15 protein-coding genes are annotated in these 16527 nt (G+C 43.0%); 13 read left to right on the top strand and 2 right to left on the bottom strand.

Annotation, left to right across the window (positions count from 1 at the left end; translation table 11 throughout):
* Nucleotide 1 precedes the first annotated feature (1 nt).
* The 12 genes from FZ041_RS06115 to FZ041_RS06060 all read left to right on the top strand — a co-directional run bounded on the left by FZ041_RS06115 (nt 2) and on the right by FZ041_RS06060 (nt 12236).
* A complete protein-coding gene (locus tag FZ041_RS06115) occupies nt 2-1249 on the top strand; it encodes a lipopolysaccharide biosynthesis protein (RefSeq protein ID WP_149188932.1) in 1248 nt (415 codons plus the stop codon).
* Between the two features lie 103 nt (nt 1250-1352).
* Entirely contained in the window at nt 1353-2288 is a 936-nt protein-coding gene (locus FZ041_RS06110; protein WP_149188931.1) for a GNAT family N-acetyltransferase, read from the top strand.
* A 32-nt stretch (nt 2289-2320) separates the two neighbouring features.
* Nucleotides 2321-3394: a glycosyltransferase family 4 protein gene (locus FZ041_RS06105; protein WP_149188930.1), complete on the top strand. Its 1074-nt coding sequence runs from the start codon at nt 2321-2323 to the stop codon at nt 3392-3394.
* Between the two features lie 181 nt (nt 3395-3575).
* Entirely contained in the window at nt 3576-4658 is a 1083-nt protein-coding gene (gene wecB, locus FZ041_RS06100; RefSeq protein WP_149188929.1) for a non-hydrolyzing UDP-N-acetylglucosamine 2-epimerase, read from the top strand.
* Entirely contained in the window at nt 4659-5738 is a 1080-nt protein-coding gene (locus FZ041_RS06095; protein ID WP_149188928.1) for a Gfo/Idh/MocA family protein, read from the top strand.
* Nucleotides 5739-5748: 10 nt separating this feature from the next.
* Nucleotides 5749-6321 carry an acyltransferase gene (locus FZ041_RS06090; protein ID WP_149188927.1) on the top strand — a complete coding sequence of 191 codons (573 nt, stop codon included), beginning with the start codon at nt 5749-5751 and terminating at the stop codon, nt 6319-6321.
* 12 nt (nt 6322-6333) lie between these two features.
* Complete coding sequence (locus tag FZ041_RS06085) at nt 6334-7431, top strand: DegT/DnrJ/EryC1/StrS family aminotransferase (RefSeq protein WP_187626323.1); 1098 nt, start codon at nt 6334-6336, stop codon at nt 7429-7431.
* Complete coding sequence (locus tag FZ041_RS06080) at nt 7428-8249, top strand: polysaccharide deacetylase family protein (RefSeq protein WP_149188926.1); 822 nt, start codon at nt 7428-7430, stop codon at nt 8247-8249. Before FZ041_RS06085 ends, FZ041_RS06080 begins: the two co-directional genes overlap by 4 nt.
* A 557-nt stretch (nt 8250-8806) precedes the next feature.
* A complete protein-coding gene (locus FZ041_RS06075; protein ID WP_149188925.1) occupies nt 8807-9115 on the top strand; it encodes a hypothetical protein in 309 nt (102 codons plus the stop codon).
* Between the two features lie 161 nt (nt 9116-9276).
* Nucleotides 9277-9630, top strand: a complete 354-nt coding sequence (locus FZ041_RS06070) for a hypothetical protein (protein WP_149188924.1) — start codon at nt 9277-9279, stop codon at nt 9628-9630.
* An 83-nt stretch (nt 9631-9713) separates the two neighbouring features.
* Complete coding sequence (locus FZ041_RS06065) at nt 9714-11102, top strand: MBOAT family O-acyltransferase (protein ID WP_149188923.1); 1389 nt, start codon at nt 9714-9716, stop codon at nt 11100-11102.
* Nucleotides 11103-11114: 12 nt separating this feature from the next.
* Nucleotides 11115-12236, top strand: a complete 1122-nt coding sequence (locus FZ041_RS06060) for a hypothetical protein (RefSeq protein ID WP_149188922.1) — start codon at nt 11115-11117, stop codon at nt 12234-12236.
* A gap of 659 nt (nt 12237-12895) precedes the next feature.
* Here the strand turns inward: FZ041_RS06060 and proC are convergent.
* Nucleotides 12896-13678 carry a pyrroline-5-carboxylate reductase gene (gene proC, locus FZ041_RS06055; RefSeq protein WP_149188921.1) on the bottom strand — a complete coding sequence of 261 codons (783 nt, stop codon included), beginning with the start codon at nt 13676-13678 and terminating at the stop codon, nt 12896-12898.
* 40 nt (nt 13679-13718) lie between these two features.
* The gene (gene trpS, locus FZ041_RS06050) at nt 13719-14729 is read right to left on the bottom strand and encodes a tryptophan--tRNA ligase (RefSeq protein ID WP_149188920.1); all 1011 of its coding nucleotides are present in this window, start codon (nt 14727-14729) and stop codon (nt 13719-13721) included.
* Nucleotides 14730-15156: 427 nt separating this feature from the next.
* Here trpS and FZ041_RS06045 point away from each other — a divergent pair, with 427 nt between their 5' ends.
* Nucleotides 15157-16464, top strand: a complete 1308-nt coding sequence (locus FZ041_RS06045) for an ATP-binding protein (RefSeq protein ID WP_149188919.1) — start codon at nt 15157-15159, stop codon at nt 16462-16464.
* Nucleotides 16465-16527: the final 63 nt, after the last annotated feature.

Genomic DNA, 16527 nt, shown 5'->3' with positions numbered 1-16527 from the left:
AATGAAAGAAAAGATTTATGCAAATATTTTGAAGGTATTCATGGGAAGTGCTGGTGCGCAGGGATTATGGGTGCTTTCGATGTTGATTGTTTCTCGATTGTATACAGTGGAAGATTTAGGAATACAGCAGTTGTTCATTTCGGGGGCTAGCTTATTGGCTTCGATAGCAACTGGTAGGTATGAACTTGCTATTACATTGCCGCGTTATCGTTTTCAAGCTGCAAATTTATTAATATTCGCTGGCGCATTATCCGTATTTGGTTCTTTGTTAATATTTATAGGAATAATTGTGTTTAATGAGGAAATGATAGCCGCTTCAGGTTTAAAAAAATTGGATGTAATATTTATGCCATTATATGCTATTGAAATATGTTGGTATATGCTTAGCTATGCATGGTTGGTTCGAGAGGAGAAATATGCAATTGCATCAAAAGGATTAATATTATTTCCTACAGGATACTTGATTATGTGTATTGGATTAAGTGGTATAAAAATGCCATTATCATCACTGGTATTGTCTATCTTGTTGGCGCGTGGATTTGAAATATTGTATTATGCGCATCACATTATTAATGACCTACATCAATATAGTGGAAAGCTGTCATTAACCGGTATAGTGAAACTAGGAAATGAATATATTGATTTTCCAAAATATTTAATGTTAGGTGGATTTGTTGATACGGCTAAGAACCAGGTTATTCCTTTCCTTGTAGCTGCGTTTTGGGGAACAATAGCAACAGGTTATTATTCGTTAGCTACACAGTGTTTAGCTGCGCCTGCAGGACTGATAGCGAAGTCTGTAGGGGATGTTTTTCGCCAAGAAGCAAGCTCATTATATAGGAAATACCATGAATGTGAGATGCTTTATCGTAAAACCCTGCGGTGTTGCGCATTATATTCATGTATTATTTGTGGCCTTTTGTTTGTATTATCGCCTGTTATTATTCCTATCTTGTTTGGTAATCAATGGGAGGAAGCTGGGAGGTATATTCAGGTGTTGTTGCCAATGACGGCGTTGGGCTTAATATCTTCGCCGCTGAGTAATGTTTATATTATTGCAAGGCAGCAAAAGAAATATATTTACATACAATTTTTAGGATTTGTAAGTAGTGCTATAGGTATAGGCGTTAGTGGATATAGTGGCTTTGACATAGAAATAGCATTGATTGCATGGGGGATATTGTCTATAGGTGTTGGTTCTATAAGTATATATGGTGGGATTGTTGTATCTAGAGGTAGATGCTATTGAATGTTGTGTCGATGCTAATATACAAACTGGTTTTAGAAATGTAGGGGCATAAGTTTATATCGTATAAAGATGCTGTTTTAGAATTGGAAAGTAGAGAGGAAAGATGATAGAAACACCTTATGCAAATAGTATTTTTGAGCAACCCTGGTGGCTGGATATAGTGGCACCAGGATTTTGGTCGGAATCGGTTGTGAAAGAACATGGCAAGGTTATAGCGCGATTGCCATATTGCTATAATGGACATTCTATATTCATGCCGAAACTTACCCAGACATTAGGTCCATGGATGGTACCTAATCTCAGAGAGAAAATTAAAGGAAATTGTCAGCTTAGCAGGCAAAAAGAGATTATAAATTGTTTACTGGCACAATTACCTGCTTATAAAAGTTTTCAAATATGTATGGATAATAGAAATGACTATATTTTACCGTATAGATGGCATGGATTTCGCTATGAGCCTTCATTTTCGTATAGAATAACAAATTTGGAAAATCTTGATATTGTGTTTAGTAATTTTCATAAGCAAGTAAAGAAGAATATAAAAAAATGCGAAAAAACGTGTCGTGTTTCAGAGGAGGTCGATCCAGATATACTCATTAGTGTGATGAATAAGACTTATGAGCATCAAGGTCGAAATAATCCATTGTCCAATAAGTTAGTTCGGGATATTGTAGAAGTCGCTAATAAAAATAAGCGTGGACATATGTTTACGGCTAAAGATTTACAAGGGAATATTCAGGTGTCGGCGTTTATGATTTTTGATAATAATCGTGCATATGCATTGATGTCAGGAAGTGATCCTAAATATAGAGGATCAGGCAGTAAAAGTTTGATTTATTGGAGACAAATACAATTTGCGCAACAGTATACGCGTGAATTTGATTTTGAAGGTTCTAATATTGAAGGGATAGAAAATATTGTAAGGCAGTTTGGTGGGCAATATGTTGTGAATTACAATGTCGCAAAAAAAGGTATTATTGATGATTGCATTGATATGTTAAAGCCTAGAGTAAAAAGACTTATAGGATATAAAATTTGAGAGTAATAGCTTCGAGTGACTAGGGGGACAGAATGAGAGAAATTTGTAAAGTATGTCATATGACAAGTGCACATAGGCAGCTGGATGATAGGATTTACATAAAAGAATGTAGATCCTTAGCAAGTGCTGGATATAAAACATATATTGTTGCTATAGGTGAAAAAAACGATATAAGTAATGTGGAAATTATTGGTTGTGGATATTCGAATAATAGATTTGAGAGAATGACCAGTTTTTCGAAAAATGTATATTTAAAAGCTAAGGAATTGGCATGTGACGTTTACCATATTCATGATCCAGAACTCCTTCCCTATGGTGTAAAGTTGAAAAAAGCTGGGAAAAAGGTTATCTTTGATAGTCACGAAGATGTGCCAGCTCAGATAATGGACAAGGAATGGCTGCCAAGATCGCTTCGCTTTGTGATCTCTAAACTATATAAAATGTATGAAACTTATGCCGTAGGAAAATTTGATGCCGTGGTGGCGGCAACGCCACATATCGCAGAACAATTTCAAGGGCGATGTCAAAAGGTGGTTACGGTTAATAACTATCCTTGCTTAGATGATATAAAATTCCACGAAAAGTCTTTTGCTGAGCGGGAGTCTATTATCTGTTACGCTGGCGGAATCAGTGAAATGCGCGGGGAAAGGATAATGACGGAAGCTATGCAAGAGGTAGATGGTTTGCTCATTTTGGCCGGAGATAGTGAAAACGTGTCCCCTCCTCCGAGAACAAAATACGTAGGGCGAATAAGCAGGCAAGAGGTCAATGAACTTTATGGCCGTTCAAGGGCAGGATTCGTAATTTATCAGCCTGCAAAAAATCACTTTGAAGCTCAGCCAATCAAGTTGTTTGAGTTTATGGCCGCGGGACTTCCTATGGTGGCATCGGACTTTCCATTGTGGAAAAAGATTGTTGAAGAAAATAATTGTGGCATTTGCGTAAATCCTACCGATGTAGACGCTGTTCGAAAGGCATGTATTGAGCTTTTGAATAATCCAGAAAGAAGTCAGCAATTAGGCCGAAATGGCAGAAAAGCAGTGCTGGAAAAATATAATTGGGCTAACGAGGAAAAGAAATTGTTGGCATTATATAACTTTTTATAAAAAATCCCGCCATAGCTGGCGGGAAATGGTTTATTTTAACTTGTTGGCAAAGAATTCTTTTGCAGGCATGGAGCGGCCGTTTTTTCCATGATAAGACCTCCTTGCAGTTGTTTGCTTTAATTGTAACGCTTATGTAACGAAAATCAATAAGGTGTTTATTTACATAATAAGGGGCGATAGCGTGAAAATTTTAACAGTAGTGGGGGCAAGACCTCAGTTTATAAAAGCGGCAGTAGTGTCTCACGTGTTGCGGGGACGGCATCAAGAGGTGCTGGTGCATACAGGACAGCATTTTGACTACAATATGAGCCAGCAATTCTTTGACGAGCTGGATATCCCTGCTCCTGACTATAACTTAGGCGTCAGTGGTGGCAGTCATGGGGAAATGACGGGGCGGATGTTGATAGAAATTGAGAAGGTGCTGACTAAGGAACAGCCGGATTGGCTGTTGCTTTATGGTGATACAAATTCAACAATTGCGGCAGCATTGGCAGCGGCCAAGCTTCATATTCCCATCTGTCATGTGGAGGCGGGCACCCGCACCCATAGCCGCACGAATCCTGAGGAAATCAATCGTATCTGTACGGACCATGTTTCGGCTTTGCTGTTGGCCAGTACCGCTAGTGGCATGGAAGAGATGAAGCTTGAAGGGCTGGCTGACAGAGCTGATTTGGTTGGTGACCCCATGTATGATGCTTTCCTTGAATACAGCGGTCACAAGCAGTTAGGGGACCTCACCCTGCAACTGTTGGATGGCAGTACGGCAACTGTGCCGGACAGGTTTGTATATCTGACTTGTCATCGTGAGGAAAATACCAACCGTGACGAGGATTTGCGTGAGATTTTCAAGGCTATGGAACAGCTGGATTATCCGGTGATATATCCTGTTCATCCTCGTAACCATGACCGGGCTTTGCGTTTGCAGGAAGAAATGAAGCTGAATAATATTCTGTTAGCTCAGCCAGTAGGATATTTGGAAAGTGCCTGCCTGGTAAAAAATGCCCAGCTGGTGGTTACGGATTCCGGCGGTTTGCAGAGAGAGGCATTTTTTGCCAAGAAGAAGTGTGTGACCTTGCTGAATTTTGTGGTTTGGCCGGAAACCATGGTGGGGAATCGCAATGTACTGGCTAAGCCTGTGGCAGAGGATATTTTAGAAAAAATTGCGATACCGCAAGAAATAGATGAAAGCTACCAGCCTTTCGGTGATGGTCATGCGGCGCTAAAAATTGTTGAAGCAATGGAAAACGTACAGGGGGAGAAATAAATGAAGTATGCACTAATCGGTTGTGGCCGTATAGCTACCAATCATATAAAGGCGGCTGTGAATAATAAACTGGATATTGTGGCAGTTTGCGACATTGTGCCGGAGAAGATGGAAGAGCTGTTAGCGAAACATGAACTGGCACAGGATAGCAGCATTGCCCGCTTTACGGATTACAAGGAAATGCTTGCGGCAGTCAAGCCGGACTTTGTCAGCATTGCCACGGAATCTGGCAAGCATGCGGAGATTGCATTGTACTGCATCGATAACAGTATCCATGTGATCATCGAAAAGCCCATGGCCATGAGCATGGCTGATGCGGATGAAATTGTCCGTCGCAGCAAGGAAAAGAATGTCAAGGTGGCAGCCTCCCATCAGAATCGCTTCAATGTGGCGGTGCAGAAAATGCGGCAGGCTGTGGAAGGGGGACGTTTTGGCAAGCTGTCTCATGGCTCTATCCATGTTCGTTGGAACCGTAATCATGGCTATTACGACCAGGCCAAATGGCGTGGTACCTGGGCACAGGATGGCGGTGCTTTGATGAATCAGTGTATTCATGGCATTGACCTGTTTCGCTGGATGCTTGGCGGCGAAGTAGATACTATCTATGCTCAGACTCGTCAACAGTTCCATGATTATCTGGAATGTGAGGATTTGGGCATGGCGGTTGTTACCTTCAAGAATGGGGCTATCGGAACCATCGAAGGTACAACGAATGTCTACCCACAGAATCTGGAAGAAACGCTCTATCTCTTTGGCGAAACGGGTACAGTAAAACTCGGTGGCAAATCTACCAATAATATTGATGTATGGGATTTTGCTGATGAAACGGAAGCAGATAAGGCCAATAAGGGACTGGAAGAAGTGACTAGCAATGTCTATGGCAACGGTCATACCAGCCTGTTCGCGGATATGGTGGAGGCCATCCAGAATAACCGCGCTCCCTATGTAGATGCAGAAGCTGGCCGCAATGCGGTGGAGATGATTCTAGCTATCTATAAATCTGCTGCTACAGGACAGCCGGTAAAGTTGCCGCTGACTGATGTGGCTTCCACAGATTTTATGGGTAGATTTGGTAAGTGAGGAGATAATTATGGCACAGGAAAAAGAATATTTCGCTCATGAAACGGCGGTAGTAGATAATGGCGCTAAGATTGGCAAGGGGACACATATCTGGCATTTTTCTCATGTAATGGGCGGTGCGGAAATTGGCGAAGGATGCAACTTAGGCCAAAATGTCTTTGTGGCCAATGATGTGAAAATCGGCAACAAAGTAAAAATCCAGAATAATGTCAGCGTCTATGAGGGCGTGCAGCTGGAAGATTATGTCTTCTGCGGCCCTTCGATGGTTTTTACCAATGTGCGTACACCGCGTTGTGAATATCCCCGCAATACTTCAAAAGATTATGCGGATACCATTGTAAAACGTGGAGCCAGCATTGGTGCTAATGCTACCATTGTTTGCGGCACGACTTTGGGGAGAAATGCGTTCGTTGGAGCTGGTTCTACCGTAACCAAGGATGTGCCGGATTATGCCATGGTCTATGGCAATCCGGCCAGAATCAAAGGTTACATGTGTGCTTGCGGCGATACCATTGTGGATGCAAGTGCCAAAGAACTTCACTGTGATCGTTGTGGTGTGCATGTCAAATTGAATGAGAAATAAGAGGTGCAAAAGATGATTCCCTTTGTAGATATGGCGGCGCAGCAGGCTTCCATCAAAGATGAACTTGATAAGAGACTTTCGGATGTGTTGGCTTCGGGGAAATTCATTCTTGGCCCGGAAGTCAAGGAGCTAGAAGAAAAACTCGCGGCCTATACTGGAGCTAAATACTGCATTACCTGTGCCAGTGGTACGGATGCACTGCAAATTGCCTTGATGGCACTGAATATTGGGCTGGGAGATGAAGTCATTACCACGGCTTTCACTTATATTGCTACAGGAGAGGTCATTGCTCAGGTGGGGGCAACACCCGTATTTGTGGACATTGATCCAGTATCCTACAATATTGACCCGAAAAAAATCGAGGAAGCCATTACCGCGAAGACAAAGGCAATCATTCCGGTCAGTCTCTATGGCCAGTGTGCGGACTTTGATGAAATCAATGCTATTGCAGATAAGTATAATCTGGCAGTCATTGAGGATGGTGCTCAGAGCTTTGGTGCTACTTATAAAGGGAAGCATTCGTGTAACCTCAGCACCATTGGTTGCACGAGCTTCTTCCCGACTAAGCCACTTGGCTGCTACGGGGATGGTGGAGCTATTTTTACCAATGATGAAAATCTCGCCAAAGCAATGGATCAAATTCACCGTCATGGTCAGGACAGACGCTATCACCATATTCGTATGGGGTTGAACAGCCGCCTGGATACTATGCAGGCGGCTGTTCTGCTGGCGAAAATGACTAATTTCGACGAAGAAATCAAGCGCCGAGAAGCCATCGGCAAGCGCTATACGAGCCTGCTGAGGGATATTCCGGGAGTGAAAACGCCACAAATCAAGGATGGCAACACCTGTGTATATGCACAGTATACCATTGTGGTGGAGAATCGAGATGAACTGCAGGCGAAACTAAAGGAAAAGGGCATTCCCACGGCAGTTCACTATCCTATTCCACTTAATAAACAACCAATTTTTGCGAACATGAGTCATGTCGGTGAGATTCCTAATGCCGAATATGTGGCAGAACATGTCATCAGTTTGCCAATGAGTGCCTGGCTGAAGGATTCAGATATGAAATATATAGTTGATGTGATTAAGGAACGATTGATGTGAAGATTATAATATCTCATGATGTTGATCATATAAATGTAACTGAGCATATATTCAAAGATTTAATTTTAGAGAAAATGTTTCTAAGAAGTATGTTGGGAAAAATCATGGGAAGGATTTCTTGGAAAACATGTTTTCGTAGGATGTCTATGCTTTTTTACAAAAGGATGAATAGAATTGAAGAAGTTATGATGTATGATCATCAGAATAAGATCCCGTCTACATTTTTCTTTGGTATGTCAAATGGCTTAGGAATGTCTTATTCACGCCAAACGGCAGCAGAATATATAGTTAAGGTTGTTAACAATGGATTTGATGTTGGCGTGCATGGCATAGAATATATGTCTCAAGATAAAATATGTGATGAACATGACGCATTTAAAGAAGTAACAGGTATGACTTTATTTGGTGTTCGTAATCATTATGTGAGGTTTGATGATGAAACATTTTATAAAATGAATCGAGCTGGATATTTGTTTGATTCGACCTGGTTTAATAAGGAAAATATAGAATTGAAAAATCCCTATAAGATTGGGGATATGTGGGAGTTTCCACTGCATATTATGGATGTATATGTATGTGAAGAAGGTGGATTAGAAGATGGAATGGAAAAAACATATAAAATTATTGATGAAGCAGATGCTATGGGTATAAAGTACTTGACTATACTTTTCCACGACTACCAGTTTGATGATGTTTTTGCTCCAGATCTCAAATGTTGGTACATGAAAACTATTGAGTATTGTAAGCGTAATAAATATGAATTTATATCGTATCGAGATGCGATAAAAGAATTAGATGTAGAGAGTAAATTGTTATGATATCGCAGGTATATATGGTATAAAAGTGCAATTGGTGATTTTATATGAAGAGACTTTACGTGAATTGTATGTATAAAAAATATGCTGCGATATGTTTGCTGCTTATTGTATTTAGATTATTGGTGGATTACATATATATATCAATATGCTGGCCGGGGAATATCCCTATGGCTACTCATAGGTGGTGGATGGGGTGTCCGTATAATCTATGGTCATGGCTAGTGTTTATTCCTTCATTGTTTGTATACTGTTTGTTGTACAAACGAAGAATGTTTAGTTCAAAAATAATTGCATGTTTATACTTTTTAGCGTTTATTCCATATACTATATGTATAAAATATGGTTGGTTCGAAAATTCATATATATTCCTAGGAACGGTATTTTGGTATTTGATATTTGTTATCAGCATACTTAATGAAAACAGTTGCGTATTTTGTAATAATATGTTTGTTATTGATTTAGATGGGTGGAAGTTATCTAAGAAAATAATATATGCTATTGCATTGATATCTAGTTTTGTTACGATATATGTTTCCGGATATTATGGTGGCTTCAGGATGAATTTGAATTATGTTATGGCAAATATTTATGAGCTAAGAGCTGAAGCTGGAATGTATGATATCCCGAATATTGTAAAATATGTATATTCTAATTCGTTGTTGATAAATCCATTTATGATGGCATATGGATACTTAAGAGAGAAATATCCAATGTGTTTGTGGTTTGCTTTTATGGCGTTGTTAAATTTTGGGGTTGATGCTAGTAAATCGGCTTTGTTCTTTCCTTGCTTATTTATTATTTTTTCGTTTGTTTATAAAAAACAAAAAATCGATTATACGATACTGTTACTTTTTTTTTTATGTTGATACCTGTTTTTTCGTACATTGAATATGAATATCATTATACTGCTGGGGTAGCAGGCTTTGGTATTCGTAGATTGATGTTTGAAGAAAATCTTATTTATAAATTTTATTACAATTTTTTTACATCGAATCCTCCGGATTTTTTTCGTAGGAGTATATTTCATTTGATAGGATATGAGTCTCCATATGCAAATGTGAACTTAGAGCAAACTATAGCTTGGGTATCAGAGGGGACGCACTCGGATATGAATAGTGGGTTGATAGGCGATGCGGTTGCAAATTTTGGTAGCTGTTGGATGATTGGCTATCCAGTACTTTTTGGAATATTAATGTTGTTTATGAATGTAATTGTCGGTAAGGTAGATGAAGCTTTGACTTTGTGCGGCGCTTTTTATGTTGCGTTTTATCTTGTTTCATCATTTATGACAACGTTGTTGTTTACAAAAGGTGTGTTGACATTATTGATTTTATTATATTGTTCTGGCAACGAAAGAAATGAAATAGATAATACTCAGTGAGGTGGCTGGAATTTATAGAATATTATATTGCAGGAAAATACGATTTGGAAAGTGTGAAAAATTAATTGTGAGGTGATGATAGTTTGTTGTTTAACTCCTGGATATTTATTTTACTTTACTTGCCAGTGGTGTTCTTGACTTATTTTTATTTAGGTAAGAGACACTTGGTAAAGTTGGCTCGGTGGTGGCTGGTATTTGCTTCGGTGTGTTTTTATGGTTATTGGGATATAGATTATGTGCCATTGTTACTTTCATCTATTGGTTGGAATTATGCGTTTGGGAAGTTGCTCCAAAGAGGTGCGTATGGCAAGGCTTTACTAGCGTTGGGAATTAGCGGTAATATAGCCCTTTTAGGGTATTATAAGTACGCTGGTTTTTTTATAGAAATATATAATACTGTTGGTGGTTTTGCTTATGATGTTCCGCAGATTATTCTGCCCTTGGGGATATCGTTTTTTACTTTTACACAAACTGCGTATTTGATTGATGTACATCGTGGCGAGACTAAGAGACGTGAGGGGGGGACGTTGAGCGCATATATGCTCTTTGTTACGATCTTTCCCCATCTTATCGCTGGGCCGATTATTAATTATCGTGATATGATGCCGCAGTTTTTTCGCTTGCGAAATTATGTTTTGAACTACCGCAATCTAGCGTTAGGGATAGCGTTATTTTCTATGGGGCTTTTTAAAAAGGTTTGTCTAGCGGACAAATTGAGCCCTTGGGTAGCGGCAGTATTTAGTAATGCTGATAGTGTAGGTTTTATTGAAGCCTGGGTGGGAGCTATAGCCTATACGTATCAGCTTTATTTTGATTTTTCTGGTTATAGTGAAATGGCTATTGGTTTAGGTTTGATGTTTAACTTGCATTTTCCTGCCAATTTCAATTCGCCTTATAAGGCTCATTCTATTATAGATTTCTGGCGGCGATGGCATATGACATTGGGGAGTTGGGTCAAAAATTATCTGTATATTCCCTTAGGCGGAAATCGTCAAGGTGAACTTAAGAAAATGCGGAATCTCTTTGTATCTATGGTGCTCATTGGTTTTTGGCACGGTGCCGGTTGGACTTTTATATTGTGGGGCGCATTACATGGATTCTTTTTAATGGTTAATCATATTTGGAGGCGAGCTGGGATATCTTTGCCGAACCTTTTGTGTTGGGGATTGACATTTATATGTGTTGTTATTTGCTGGGTGTTTTTCAGGGCAGAAACGTTAGCTCAGGGATGGCTGATTGTTACTGCTATGTTTAGCACTGATGCAGGTGGTTGGCATATAGCAGAAAAATCTAGAACTGTATTTAAATATTTACTAGTAATGTCATTGTTGTTAGCCTTTATGCCAAATCCGCAGCAGTTACTAACAAGATTTCAGCCTAATAAAAGATGGTGGTGTCTAGTGGCAGGCTTATTATTGTGGGCCTTGCTGCATTTCAGTCAGTATAGCGAGTTTTTATATTTTCAGTTTTAGGGAGAAGTCAATATGGGATACAAGACTTGGTGTACTAGTATTATCGGTGTAGTAATATTTATCTTGATAGGGCTGTTTGCAGCATTATATATCATTGATCCCATTGGTATGTGGGGAACGCCTGTTTATGCAGGGTTAAATAATTATAAGGAAAAACAAAGTGTTTTTTTGGATGTTTATAAGCCGTTTGAATTGAGGAGATACAAGCCGGATAATATTTACATAGGTACTAGCAGGGTATATGTGGGCTGGTATGCAGAAGAGAATGCTTACAACCTAGGAGCTAGCAGCTTGTCCTTACCGGATATGAAGGCTTATTTACATTATGCCTATAGTCAGCATTTGCCGCAAAAGGTATATATTGGGTTGGATTTATTTCAGTTTTCGAAAAGCTCTATGACAGAGAAACGGGAGGGTTTTTCGGTTGAGAGATTGCAGAATTTGGAAAGAGGCGGGCTAAAGGCTGTAGATGAGGCATTTACCGTTAATATGGGAATGTGGGAACAATTGAAGCCGACGGTAAAGGCAAGTTGTAACCATAAAGAAGATTCGCCTGTTTTTGTACGTGGTTACTGTGTTCAGCGTGGTGATTCTACTAAAGTGGAGAATAATGGATATTACGATTATCTCCATAGTTTTTACAAAACTTATACAGATTTTTCATTTGATCCAGCGGCTTTAACTTGTTTGCAGGATATACTATCTGAGGCTAGGGCTAATGGTGTGGAAGTTATTCTCTTCTTTAATCCTATCGCTGTTGACTTGCAGGCAATGCAGAACATATGTGGTGTGTCAGATGATTATGAAAAAATAAAACGAGAAGTGGCGCGTATGCATCCGGTATATGATTTTGCTTGGTGCAGTCCGTTGACTTTAGATAGAGAGGATAACTGGATTGACGGTTCTCATTATCATAGGCGGACAGGAGAGAAGTTAAAGTCAGTTATTAATAATCAGATGGATGAGAGTATATGTAAAATCTTGACGGTAGATAGTGTTGATGAGGCTTTAAAGGCAGAACGAGAAAAATATCAGGTGTGGGAAGGTAAAAATGAGAAATATATAGCTGAGTTGACGTTATTAGCACCAGAAAAGATTAAAGAAGGAAGCCTGGTTGAATTTTTAGGATTCTAAGCTATAAAAGCGAAAGAAGTCGTGGAGACTTTTAATCGTGTAGCGAATGTTACAGCCAGGCTTATGACGCTCCGCTATAATGGGAGTTGTTGAGAGATGAACCATATGGTTTGTGTATTATGATTCCGATTGCTTTGCAAAAACAGACACAGACGCCACCTTCATGCGGATGAAAGAAGATGCCATGAAAAACGGCCAGCTAAAACCTGCCTATAACATACAGTACGGCACGGATTCCGAATTCGTTACCTGGGCCACGGTAGGATGAGTTTTTGCCGATTCCTAACCCGTGGCAATAAAAATGTCCTTGTGGAAACGATACTGCTGGCTATGGCTTATAATATTCAAAAGCTGCATTACAAAATACAGGCAGAAAAGCTTAACCGGCACTTAATCCCTGTGGATAACGCTGCTTAAAAAATCAAAGAACGCAAGAACCAAAGACGATTTTCAGACCGTCTGGTGTCTTACGCTCAAAATTTCTGTATTTTGCTCTAAAAATAAGGTATCGTCACCCTGAAAAAGCCCTTGGGGTCATCACTCCCAAGGGCTTTTTCTATGGCCAACATATGTCCATATCTAAATACTATATTCATAGTAGCATCATCATATCTATTCGTCAATATAGCTATTTCGTAACAAATCAATAAGAAGAGTGTTTATCGTTCCATGATGGCCTCAACAGATTTTACACAGGCATTGCGGAAGCCGTTTTCTTCCAGTGCCGTGACGCCGCGGATGGTAGTGCCGGCTGGGGAGCAGACGTTATCCTTGAGTACGCCCGGGTGCTCACCGGTGGAGAGCTGTAATTTAGCCGAGCCGAGAATCATCTGGGAAATCAGCCGATAGGCGTCGGCGCGTTTCATGCCGTATTTTACCGCAGCATCGCCATAGGCCTCGATCATGAGGTCGACGAAAGCCGGGCCGCAGCCCGTGACCGTGCCGCCAATGCCCATAAGCGAGCTTGGCAGTTCCTGGACAAGCCCGACGGCAGCGAAAAGCTTCATGATTTCAGCCCGTTCTTCGGTGTTCAGCGAATTTGTCTCCTCAAACAGCAGCACCCCCTCGCCGACCATTGCCGGGGTATTCGGCATGACGAACTGCAGGCGTGTTGCGGTCTTTAGATGCTGCTGATATTTGGCGTAATCCCAGCCGGCAGCAATCGAAATCAGCGCCTTGCCATCGAGCTTATTGCCGAGATCGGCAAGTACGGATTCGATCTGATACGGCTTGCAGGCCATGACGAGCGTATCAGCTGCGGCAGCAAGGTCAGCCAGCGTCGCGCACGGCGTAAAGCCGATGCGCTCGCTGTTCTTCTGCAGCTTCTCCTGATTCGGTGCAAAAGCAAAGACCTTCGCTTTATCGATAGCCCCTGCCTTGATAAAACCTTCAGCCAGCGCCTGCGCCATATTGCCCATGCCGATAAAACCGAGTTTATTCATAGATATATCCTCCTGTGTGGATGAATGTTTTTGAGGCTATTTATTTTTCGAGCAGCAGACCGACGCGTTTCTTGGCTTTGGTCAGTGTCTTGCGGGCGATGTAGGTGGCGCGTTCGGCACCTTCGCGCATTTTTTCTTCGAGGTAGGGGCGGTCGTTCATGAGTTCTGCGTATTTTTCGCGGATGGGTTTGAGCTCATCGGCTACGCACTGGCCGACGACGGCTTTGAAGTCGCCATAGCCCTTGCCGTCGAATTCGGCTTCGATTTCGTCCATGGTCTTGCCCGTGATGGCCGAGTAGATGGTCATGAGGTTGCTGACGCCTGGCTTGTCTTCGCGGAAGCAGACTTTTGCTTCGCTGTCGGTGACGGCGCTCTTGAATTTCTTGAGGATGGTTTTTTCATCGTCGAGAATCGAGATGGTAGCCTTCGGATTGGTATCGGATTTGCTCATCTTGCTCGTCGGGTCCTGCAGGCTCATGACGCGTGCGCCTGCTTTCGGGAAGTAGCCCTCGGGCAGTTTGAAGATTTCGCCATAGGTGTGGTTGAAGCGCGTGGCGATGTCGCGCGTGAATTCGAGGTGCTGGGTCTGGTCGGCACCGACTGGTACATAGTCAGCCTGGTAGAGCAGGATGTCGCCAGCCATCAGGGCCGGGTAGGTGAAGAGACCCGCATTGATGTTGTCGGGGTGTTTGGAGGACTTGTCTTTGAACTGCGTCATGCGTGACAGTTCGCCGAACTGGGAGACGCAGTTCATGAGCCAGCCCATCTCTGCGTGGCATTTGTTGTGGCTCTGGACAAAGACGAGGCTCTTGTCCGGATCGATGCCGCAGGCCAGCAGCAGCGCGAATGCCTGCAGCGTCTGCTGGCGGCGCTTGGCCGGATCGATATGGACGGTCAGCGAGTGCAGGTCGGCGATGAAGTAGTAGCACTGGTATTCTTCCTGCATCTTGCCCCAGTTGCGGACAGCGCCGAGGTAGTTGCCGAGCGTGAATTCGCCCGTCGGCTGGATGCCTGATAGGATGATTTTCTTGGTTTCCTGTGTCTGTTCCATATAGATACACTCCTCTTCTTGCGCCGGAGCACTAAAAAGTCCCCGACAGTCAATACTGCCAGGGACGAAATCTTTCGCGGTGCCACCCTGATTCATGGCAACATTGCCATGCGCTTGATGGAGCACAACCATGCTCCTGGCAACTTACGCGTGCCAGACGTCGCAGCCTACTGAGCTCATGCCGTTCGGTGCGCCCTCTGCGACCCATTTGCCCGCTCGTTTTTCATCCGGCTCCCAGCTCCCCGGACTCTCTGTGCAAGCGTGACGGACGTTATCCTCGCTTCAACGGTTTACATACTATGCCTACTATAGCACCGATGCGCGGCTACTGTCAAGGTGACGGAGCAGCAAAATGAAGATGAAAATATTGGACATTTGTGCTACACTAGAAGAAATGATTTACAACTAAGGATAAAGGAGCGAGGGTATGTACCGATTGACCGCAAAACTCATCATCTACCGCAAGATTGATAAGGACAGTATCTTGTTCCGGCTCGCGGACATTTGCCGCCGGTTCCAGAGTGGCAGCTATGACGCGGAGGAGCTGTCGGGCGAAGTCTTGGATGAGATTTCGCGTCTTCTCGATGTGGCAACGCGCTACGGGTTTGATGGCAATCTCTGGCATAATTATCTGGCCTTCCTGCTGGCGACGACAGAGACGCCTTTCACGCTGGTCTGTGAGAAGAAGGGGGCCAGCGATGGCAGCGTGCAGAAATTCGCCCGTAGCGATTTTGAGGTGTTCCGCCAGCTGCTTACCTATGATTTCGGCCCGTTGGAGCAGGCACTGGGGCTTAGCTGCTTCAGTGTCATCGAGGATTATCGGGCGGTAGAGAAGAAGGAGCAGATCTACAACAAGAGCGTCAGCGAAAAGGTGCGGGAGCTCAGCGCGGCTATCGAGCGGGCTGAGGATAGTTTCGATATGTACCAGATCGTCACCTCGTTCTATGAGCGCTATGGCGTGGGCATGTTCGGGCTCAATAAGGCGTTTCGCGTATCGCCGGATATCGAGGTCACGGGTCGGCTGCTCGAATCGATTACGACGACCGGCGATATGCGGCTTGACGATCTCGTGGGCTATGAGAGCCAGAAAAAGCGGCTGCAGGATAATACCGAGGCCTTCGTGGCCGGCCGCAAGGCCAACAACGTCCTGCTCTATGGCGATGCCGGTACGGGCAAGTCCACCAGCATCAAGGCTATCCTCAACCAGTATTACGATCAAGGCCTGCGCATGATCGAGGTCTACAAGCATGAGTTCAAGTATCTGCAGCGCATCATCGCGCAGATCAAGAACCGCAACTATAAATTCATCATTTATATGGATGATCTGTCCTTTGAGGAGTTCGAGATCGAGTATAAATATCTCAAGGCGGTCATCGAGGGCGGCCTCGAGGTCAAGCCTGACAATGTGCTGATCTATGCGACGAGCAACCGCCGCCACCTGATCCGTGAGACGTGGAACGACCGCCCCGATTCGGTGGATCCCGATATGCATCAGACCGATACGGTGCAGGAGAAGCTGTCGTTGTCGGCGCGCTTCGGCCTGTCTATAGGCTTCTTCAGCCCGAGCCGTCAGGAGTATTACGATATCATCCGGGTATTGGCCCGCCGCCATCCAGAGATTACGTTGAGCGACGAGGAGCTCAAGGCCGGTGCGGTCAAATGGGAGATGTCGCATAGTGGCGTATCAGGGCGCATCGCCCAGCAGTATATCAATTCCCTGCTGAGTGGCAAATGAGCGAAGAATTTGTGGAATAAGCAGCCCCGCTGATTTATGAAAAAAATCAGCGGGGCTTTTGGT

Origin of the sequence: Pseudoselenomonas caprae, from assembly GCF_008271345.1 — a bacterium.
In the GTDB taxonomy this organism is placed as follows: Bacteria; Bacillota; Negativicutes; order Selenomonadales; family Selenomonadaceae; genus Selenomonas_A; species Selenomonas_A caprae.
The sequence above is the reverse complement of the archived record's forward strand: the minus strand, read 5'-3'. Positions and strand labels throughout refer to the sequence as shown.